At 30.2% G+C, this 8,100-nt stretch carries 10 protein-coding genes; all 10 read right to left on the bottom strand.

The features are described 5' to 3' along the window. Positions 1–132: 132 nt before the first annotated feature. The gene (locus BSU00_RS12345; RefSeq protein ID WP_105004654.1) at positions 133–504 is read right to left on the bottom strand and encodes a hypothetical protein; all 372 of its coding nucleotides are present in this window, start codon (positions 502–504) and stop codon (positions 133–135) included. Positions 505–642: 138 nt separating this feature from the next. Further along, entirely contained in the window at positions 643–1,182 is a 540-nt protein-coding gene (locus tag BSU00_RS12340) for a hypothetical protein (protein WP_105004653.1), read from the bottom strand. 165 nt (positions 1,183–1,347) lie between these two features. Next, positions 1,348–2,580, bottom strand: coding sequence for a S41 family peptidase (locus BSU00_RS12335; RefSeq protein WP_105004652.1), 1,233 nt, complete (start codon positions 2,578–2,580; stop codon positions 1,348–1,350). A 96-nt stretch (positions 2,581–2,676) separates the two neighbouring features. Then, positions 2,677–3,033 (bottom strand): serine hydrolase, encoded by a 357-nt coding sequence (locus BSU00_RS13755; protein WP_255402354.1) that lies wholly within the window; start codon positions 3,031–3,033, stop codon positions 2,677–2,679. Then, positions 3,033–3,872 carry a serine hydrolase gene (locus tag BSU00_RS13750; protein ID WP_105004650.1) on the bottom strand — a complete coding sequence of 280 codons (840 nt, stop codon included), beginning with the start codon at positions 3,870–3,872 and terminating at the stop codon, positions 3,033–3,035. The genes BSU00_RS13755 and BSU00_RS13750 overlap by 1 nt, the downstream gene beginning before the upstream one ends. 88 nt (positions 3,873–3,960) lie before the next feature. Continuing rightward, positions 3,961–4,392, bottom strand: coding sequence for a hypothetical protein (locus tag BSU00_RS12320; protein WP_146104858.1), 432 nt, complete (start codon positions 4,390–4,392; stop codon positions 3,961–3,963). 194 nt (positions 4,393–4,586) lie between these two features. Continuing rightward, the gene (locus BSU00_RS12315; protein ID WP_105004648.1) at positions 4,587–5,510 is read right to left on the bottom strand and encodes a hypothetical protein; all 924 of its coding nucleotides are present in this window, start codon (positions 5,508–5,510) and stop codon (positions 4,587–4,589) included. Positions 5,511–5,780: 270 nt separating this feature from the next. Next, positions 5,781–6,440 (bottom strand): AIM24 family protein, encoded by a 660-nt coding sequence (locus BSU00_RS12310; protein ID WP_233188736.1) that lies wholly within the window; start codon positions 6,438–6,440, stop codon positions 5,781–5,783. A 182-nt stretch (positions 6,441–6,622) separates the two neighbouring features. Next, entirely contained in the window at positions 6,623–7,255 is a 633-nt protein-coding gene (locus BSU00_RS12305) for a hypothetical protein (RefSeq protein WP_105004646.1), read from the bottom strand. 160 nt (positions 7,256–7,415) lie between these two features. Continuing rightward, a complete protein-coding gene (locus BSU00_RS12300) occupies positions 7,416–8,003 on the bottom strand; it encodes a hypothetical protein (protein ID WP_105004645.1) in 588 nt (195 codons plus the stop codon). Positions 8,004–8,100: the final 97 nt, after the last annotated feature.

Genomic DNA, 8,100 nt, shown 5'->3' with positions numbered 1-8,100 from the left:
TCTCGTATAACCGTCAGTTACGGGTTTAAAGTTATTGTTTTACGGTTAAGCACTGACGCTCGCAATTCCGAGTGGATTCGGACGTAGTCGAATCCGCCGTAATTGCAGTTATACATTGTTGTGTGCAGTTTTTTATTCATAATTCAGTTCTTTTCGGTATTCCGATTTGGTTTTCAGATTGATGTTTTGGGTTGTCTTTATTTGATTAAATTCCGCTGAATTGATTTCCGAAACATTTGATAATTCCATTATCGAGTTATCCTTGTAACCTAATTCTTTTGATTCCGCATTTTTGTCAATCCGCCAATATTTTATTTCATCTTCATTTTTTGAAGTCGCAAGAATATAGTTTTTATTAAATCCAACACTTTCAATGTCCTTTATTATGTAGATACTGGATTTATAGGGTTCGTCTGGATTTACTGGAATTACAATACTGTTAAAAGCTGGTTCAACCATATAGTAAAAGTCAGAGCCTAAATCTATATCTCCATACCAATTCATTTGGCAAGAATTGAGAGAAATTATGGTCAATAAAATCAGTAATTTATTTCTCAAACTTTTCGTTTTTCAAATTGCACACAACGTTTTAACTAAGCTGCGTTTTAATGCAGTTTAGGTGGTGTTGGCAAATCGTTTTATTCAGTTCGTAATTTTTTCCCATTTTCCTTTTCTAAAATACATATTATGAAACTTTTTAGATTTAAAAACTAAATAAAAATTCCACCAACTTTTCCTGTAGGTAGTTGGATTTGTTTCTGTAATATGATGATTAGGTTCACTCATTTTTAGGACAAGTCTTTCAGAATTAAATGGCTTTACTGTAGAGATTGTACCTTTATTTACAAAAACTATCCTTCCGTTTTCCATAGTATATAGAAAAATTGAGTCTTTTTCAGTAATTTCCATTTTATAGCGATTGTATTGCCAATCCGCTTGTTTTCCTCTAAAGAAATTTCGGTCAATTATATATTCACCATAATAATCTTCTTTTTCTAAAACACTTGTATCTGGCAATATACCCGCAATTAATGAAAGTCCGATTAAACAAAATATTGGTATCCAAATACAACCAATAGCTTTAAAAAAAACTCTTTTTTCGGTTAAAGCTCCAACTAAAAACAGTAAAAAAGTTAGAGGAAGTATTATGAAAATCATTCCAAGATTAAATCCAAATCCCATTTATTCTTTTTTCAATTTACAATGTTTGTCAACGTATTTGTGTATGATTAGTGGTGATTATAAGAACCTAATTTAGCAAATAAAAACCAAATAGAAAGTCCTAGAGGTCTTTTGTAAGTATGCTAGAACTAGCCATTAATTATACACGTTGTTCTACGCAGTTTTCTATTTAACCATTTTATTAATTAATTCAGTTCCCTTTTCAAGCACTTCGTCCTTTTTGATTGTTGATTGTTTCACATAGTTTGTTGGAACATATAATTCGCGTGGATTTCCATTAATATGATATAATTTCTGCAAAATCAATTTGTAACCAAAATCTTGATTTTCAAATCGAAAATCAAAGTCAGAACCAGCCAGTCTTTTCATTTCTGTACCCACTATTTCAGCTCTTTCCATTGCATCAAAGCCTATAGCTATACCTTCACCCATACTACCAGTCCATCGTCCAACAAGAACAATGACAGGTTTTTGGTATTGATTACCTCTTGGGCTAACAAGTTCAAACCAACTCCTTACTATTTTAGGTTGATTATCGTAAGACTCGACATACATATGTTTTTGATAAGGAAGTTCTTTGTCGGTAAACCTTCCCATAATTCCTTTTCCTACATATGTATTACCTCCATTGTTGGTATTTCGTAAATCTATAATTAATCCTTTTGTGTAAAATAAGCTGTCTAAAGTCTTATCAAATTCGCTTATAAGGTTGCTATTTCCTAATGAGTTATTAATACGAATTATACCAATTCCATTTTCAATTCTATAACTTAAAAGATCACTCTCTTTCTTGAAGTTCAATTTATCTAAGTCTAATTGAACATTCTGACCATCTTCCACTTTTAAGCTTAATAGTCTTGGTTCACTATACTTTCCTGAAACAATTTTGTTAGCTATCCAATTTCTAACTTCTGGCAAAGTTTTGTCATTACAAATTGAAGGGAAATCATCAATTTTTTTAATGAAATCTACTCCGTTAAATTTCAATATTTCAGCGCCAAGAATATTTTCGTCTAAATTATTTATTTGGGTTTGCCATACATTTTTGATGAATGCCTTTCCGTTTTTAAGTTCAATATATATTGGTGCTGATAAGCGATATGATTCTCTAATATTTGTGCTCAGAGATATGTGACTGTCATAAAATTCATTTAGCAAGTATTCAAAGAAAAGTATTACATCCGCTTGATTTTTGAGAGTATCAATTTTTGCTACATATTTTTCCTCGATACAATTCATATTTAACTCCTTATCGTCTAAATAGACATACAAATTCTTGATATTTTCAATAATTTGATTAAAGTCTTCTCGAACTTTGGTTCTATCGATATTGCTTTCTTGTGAGCTGGCAGAAGAAAAATTAAATAGAACAGTAAGTATTATAATTATTTGTCTCATTAATTTTTGATTGATGTTTCAAATTGCGTAGAACGGTTTAAATATGAATAGTAGGTGAGGTACAAGCCTATTATTTATATTTTTTGTTGTAGCCAGTTATTTTTTCATTATTAAGCCTGCTATTTCAAGTGGAATTTGGTTATACACAGCCTCTTGCGCAAACATCCCATTACACAATATATTTATTCCAAAATTCTGATCAGGAAAGATAAACAGAATTGAACAAAATCCTGGATTATTTCCAAAATGACAAATGTATCTACCCAAATCAGAGTTGTCAAAAATCCACCAAGTTAAGCCCAGTGAAATTTTATATTCAGGAATAGCTTCAGTAGCCGTCCACATATGTTTTAAAGTCTTTCTTTCTATTATATTTTCTGAGTTATTTGAAGTTCCATTATTTAATTGAATCAAATACTTTGTCCACTTATTTAATTCAGTAGAGGTTGTAATTAAATTACCTGTTGGATTGTCAATATATGGTTCCCCATGGTTTCATAGTTTCTTAATTCCAAAGGCTGACCGTTCAGTATTGGATTTTTCTTGTCGTCTATTCGGTAAAGATTAAATCTCTCGATTCTTTTTGATGTTCCTGCAACAACTTGGGGAAGAGCTAATCTTGAAGAATCTATTTCTTCATAGAAGTAAGTTGCCTGGTTTATATCAACCTTGGAAAGAACATTGTGATAAATGTATTCGTGAAAAGGTTGGTTGGAAATTTTCTGAACAACTATTCCCAATAAATCAAATCCAATATTACTGTATGTATCCCCCGAAAATTTTGCTCCAGGCTTAAAATTCAATTTAATCTTTTGTAAGCCTTTGATAAAAAGTGGAATCGAAGTGCTGTCATTAGGCAGATTTGTTTGCTTATTTGTCCATGGCAAGCCTGAAGTATGCGTAAGTAAATGTTTAATTGTAATCTTATCGTATTCTTTGCTTTTTAGTTTAAAGTCTGGTAAAATGTCAACAAGTTTATCGTCTAAAGAAAGTTTCCCTTGTTCTACAAACTGCATTATAGCAGTTGCCGTAAAAACTTTCGTAATTGAGGCTATATGAAACATTGTACTATCCGTGACTGAAAACCCATCTTTATTCGAGGTGCTACCGTAATTAATCGTATAACTCTCTGTATCATCAACAATTCCAATAGACATTCCCACAATTGAGTATTGCTTTATATATGGATTTGCAATTGAATCAATTTTAGCTCTCAGTTCATTTGTTGGTTTTTGTGCGAAACAATTCAATGATTGATTCAGTATAATTACGATTATTAGTACTCTGGTCATTATTTATTGTGTTCGTTCTAATTGGCTACAACGGTTTGGCTAAACTGCGTTTTAATGCAGTTTAGGTTTTGTTGTACATAGTGATTTTTTAGTTTTCAAATTTTACATATTTGGTTTCTACATCAAAGTCAGACCATTTGATTTTTAATGTGTCGTTTTTTGTTGACGTAATTATTCCTTTTTGAACAAAATCGTTGTAAAAAATCGTGATTTTGTTTTCGTCCAAAATATATGGCATCGCTCCATCTCCGTCATAGTCTGCTACATAAAATGATTCAGAAGTCAACCAAAAGTCAGCATGAGGTCCGTCTGGGTTTTGAGTCCAAATTCCAAATGCTTGAGTTGTGTCAATTTCTAAATTTCGTATGATTGTTTTTTCAGGTCTTTTTATATTTTCAACTTCTGAATTGTCGGTATTATACTCCGAAATCGTAAACGTTTCTTTTTTATCAGAATTAGCCAATTCGTTGTAAGCATTAATAGAATCTGTTTTTAATTCATATTTCGTATTTGAGTTCAATCCGTTATTTTTTTCGTTTTTACACGAAATACAGATTAAAATCAGAAAGAAAATTGATATGCAATTCAGTTTTTTCATCATTATGTACAACGGTTCTCTTATATGAAAAGTAGCGGGATTTTAAGACTAACATTTCGAGTTGTAAAGGACTTTAAGTTAAAAAAAAATCAACTTACTGTCAATCGCTTAATCCGCTATTTTTTTATATATAGTGTTACAGGCAGTTCTTTATCGTATTCTTTTGGTGGAACTATTCCGTAAACTTTTTTCAAATAGGCTAAAGGTGGCAATCCAACATTATTTCTCAAGCTATCGACTATGTCAATATTTTCAATCGGGAATTGTTCGTAGTTATACCAATACGTTCCATAAATTTGTGTGCCTTTTTCGCTGAACATAGATTTTTCATCGTCGAACCTTGCCCAAAAGTCTTTCCTTAATTCGCCTTTTTCTATTTTTTCGTTTATGTAAGGTCTGAAGTAGTTCCATATGTAATTGTCATCACGATGTATTCGTCGATGATGCCAAAGAAGCAACCATTGCTTTTCTTGCCAACCATATTCCTTATTTATTTCAATCAGACGTGTAATATTTAAAGAGTCAACTTTTTGCATTTCCTCTGTCGAATAATCTCCTGTTCGTACCTCTTGGTCTTTTGTTATCAAATCCTCAATTTCATAGTAAATCTCTGGATTTTCGAGATTGTCAAAGAAGACTTTTTTGTGCATATCGTACTCGTTCTCAATTTTTTTAAATAATTCTTTATTTCTAAAATTATTAAATTCCTCAAATCTCAAAAAGTAACTTTCCGAGGCATTTGTTTTTTCGATTGCATTAATTAAAAGTTGTTCAGCTTTATCATCTTGACCTAAATGTAATGCAGACGCCGCAGCATAAAAATAGTGATTCGTTAATTCGTTAGGAATGATTTTAAAAGCATCGTGAAAATTAAATAGAGCCAGTTCATATTCATTATCTTTATAATGTAACATTCCGCTCCTCACAAGCTTGTCGTACATTTCAAAATCATTACTTTCCTGATTTAATATTTCAGTCTTTTCCTTTTCATTTTTACAGCTTGCGAATAGTAAAATTCCAATTATAACTATTATTCTCATAAGTTTGGTTTGAATTGTCTGTAACGTTCTGTGTATGAAACGTAGCGTGCAAAAAGACACTTACATTTTGGATTAACACAAAGCCGAATTTTTATATTTTGTTTTTAATTTTTATCTTTTTAAAAGCCAATTTTTCAAGTCACGAACACCTTTAAATTAAATAAAGTTAAAGTGAGTAAATTAAAAATTTGGCGGACTTGTAAGTAAGCACAGAACCTTTTATTTAGTACTTATTAGCTATGTTTTATACACTTTGTTGTAACACGATTTTTATTTCATAAAGTTGAAAATTCCGTCTATAATACCACCACTACTTGAATGTTCTCCCTTTTCTCTTGTTTGAATCCAAACTTTTCCTTTTCCAGATATAGCAAATAAGAAACCTTCTCCACTTGTTATAAGCTCTTTTACTCCTCTTGAAATGGTTTTAATTTCCAGTTTGTCTTCAAATGCAATTAAAGCATCTTCATCGATGAATATGGGTTTTTCAGAATTAATTTCCTGTTCAATAATTTTCCCATAACCTTTCAGAAACAGTTTGCCATTTCCATTAGTTTTTAATTTCAATCTATCATTTAATGTGCTTTTCCAATCTTTTTTTTCTAATTTAATTTCTAAATCGATTGTTCTCGCAAAATGTAAATTTGGCTCAAATAAAATTGGGTTTTCTTCAGTAATATCAATACTAAAAATTTCAGAATTGTCTTTGGTTGATAAAGCCATTTTCAGATTTTCTTTTGCTGTATAAATATTATATGTTAAACTTTTTCCTCCGAATATTTTAGCAATCCAGTTTTTATAGTTTTTAGCCTCGATTTTATTTTCAAAAGAGTACTCTCCGTCACAGTAAATTAAACTTCCTTTTTCAGTAATTAGTTTTTCGGTTTCATTAAATTCAATTGCTAAATATGAACTTGGATATTCTGACATTTTAAACTTCATAGTCTATTTGACGCAGTTTTGGAAAATGTGTTACAACGTTGTTGTATAAGATTAGTTGCGCGTTTACGTAATGAGGTTTGGTAAATATAAACCAAATATAAAGTCTTCACAGACTTTCGTAAATTGGTAAAAATTAGCAATTAATTTTATACTATGTTAGCAACAGGTTTTTAATTTTTCCTAATTTCAACCTCATTGGTTACAAAATTATAATTATTTAAATCAATTCCATTTTGATAATATTTAATTTCAAATTGAAAGCTTGATGTTTGTTCAGGAGCTTCTTTTAAAATAAAAATCAATTCATTTGCTGTACTAGGATTTGAATTTATATATTCTTTCAAGTCAAATTTTTCATAATAGGGAAAACCATTAAAAAACTCTAATACTAAAACATCAAACAAATGACTAATATTTTTCCCTGCTTCATTCACTGAATTAAAGTCTTTATTAGCAAATATTTCAATATTAGTTATCTTTTCATCAGTTGTTGGTGGGGCTTGATCACAAGCATATGCGCTCGTAACAAAAATATTTTTCATTATTCCATTACTTGCATAATAAGATTTATATGCAGCATTAAGTCTTATAGAAAATTCACTAAATAAAACAGAGTTATTTTCTATATCTGATAATTTTATTTGATAATTTTCATTAATAATTTCTATTGAAAGTATTTCTGAATTAAATGAAGAAATTTTAAATTTATTTGGAGATGGTCCGCATTCGTCTTCACAAGATATAATTCCTACAAATAGAAATATTAAATAACTTATCATAAAAAACTTAATTTTATTTTTCATTTTATGTTTCAGTTTTACTTGTTGCTAACGGTCTAGTGTATGATTTCGTTGCGTGTTTAAGCACTAAAATAGTAAATAAATCACAGACGGAAAGTTAGCGAGGACATTTGTAAGTAGGGTCTAACTAGCAATGAATTATACACATTGTTGCCAACTGGTTTTATTTATTCAGTTTTATTTTCTTTTTATTTTCGTAACGAAACTCATACAACCCCTTTAATTCAGTCGCAATTTTTTCTTTCCATTCCTCAATTTTTTCTCCATTTTGTCCACCTTCGGTTTCCTTCATCAATTTTAAACGACTCTCTGAAAATTTAGTCATAATTTCGCTGTTGATTTGGCTTATTACACCAAATCCTTTTGCAATTTTTTTCTTATTCTCTAGCGCTCGTTTTCTAAATTTTCTTGCGTGTATTTCGGCAAGGTCAAACTGTATCTGTTGAAAATCAATTTGCTTTTGAATTTCAGCAACTTTTGTTGTGTCAATCCAAGAGGCATTTCCAAGAAAGATATTTTCTATTTTTTGATTCAGATTTCGTTTCATAAAGTCAAATCCACCAATTGCGTGTGAAATCATGAATTGACTATAAACAGCATCATTATTTTCATCGCTGATTTTGATTTTAAAATCATCAATTGTTAATTTTTGTTCAGAACTCCATCGTTTCTGTCCTTCTCGTAGGCTTTGTCCAAATATTTGATTCATTGAACCAATTATCAAAATCAGCCCTATTATTATTTTATTCATACAGTTTTTTAACTTGTTGGCAACGGTTTGGGTATGGTTAGTTGCGTGGTTTAGCGATTAAATTAGTAAACAAATACGAACCTGAGAAAATTCCGAA

Source organism: Tenacibaculum sp. SG-28, assembly GCF_002954385.1.
GTDB lineage: Bacteria > Bacteroidota > Bacteroidia > Flavobacteriales > Flavobacteriaceae > Polaribacter.
The sequence above is the reverse complement of the archived record's forward strand: the minus strand, read 5'-3'. Positions and strand labels throughout refer to the sequence as shown.

Excerpts from the sequence above, each read along its gene's own strand:
- BSU00_RS13750 (WP_105004650.1), bottom strand. The coding sequence starts at position 3,872 with ATGACCAGAGTACTAATAATCGTAATTATACTGAATCAATCATTGAAT.
- BSU00_RS12300 (WP_105004645.1), bottom strand. The coding sequence starts at position 8,003 with ATGAATAAAATAATAATAGGGCTGATTTTGATAATTGGTTCAATGAAT.
- BSU00_RS12335 (WP_105004652.1), bottom strand. The coding sequence starts at position 2,580 with ATGAGACAAATAATTATAATACTTACTGTTCTATTTAATTTTTCTTCT.
- BSU00_RS12310 (WP_233188736.1), bottom strand. The coding sequence starts at position 6,440 with ATGTCAGAATATCCAAGTTCATATTTAGCAATTGAATTTAATGAAACC.
- BSU00_RS12305 (WP_105004646.1), bottom strand. The coding sequence starts at position 7,255 with ATGAAAAATAAAATTAAGTTTTTTATGATAAGTTATTTAATATTTCTA.
- BSU00_RS12315 (WP_105004648.1), bottom strand. The coding sequence starts at position 5,510 with ATGAGAATAATAGTTATAATTGGAATTTTACTATTCGCAAGCTGTAAA.
- BSU00_RS12345 (WP_105004654.1), bottom strand. The coding sequence starts at position 504 with ATGAATTGGTATGGAGATATAGATTTAGGCTCTGACTTTTACTATATG.
- BSU00_RS12340 (WP_105004653.1), bottom strand. The coding sequence starts at position 1,182 with ATGGGATTTGGATTTAATCTTGGAATGATTTTCATAATACTTCCTCTA.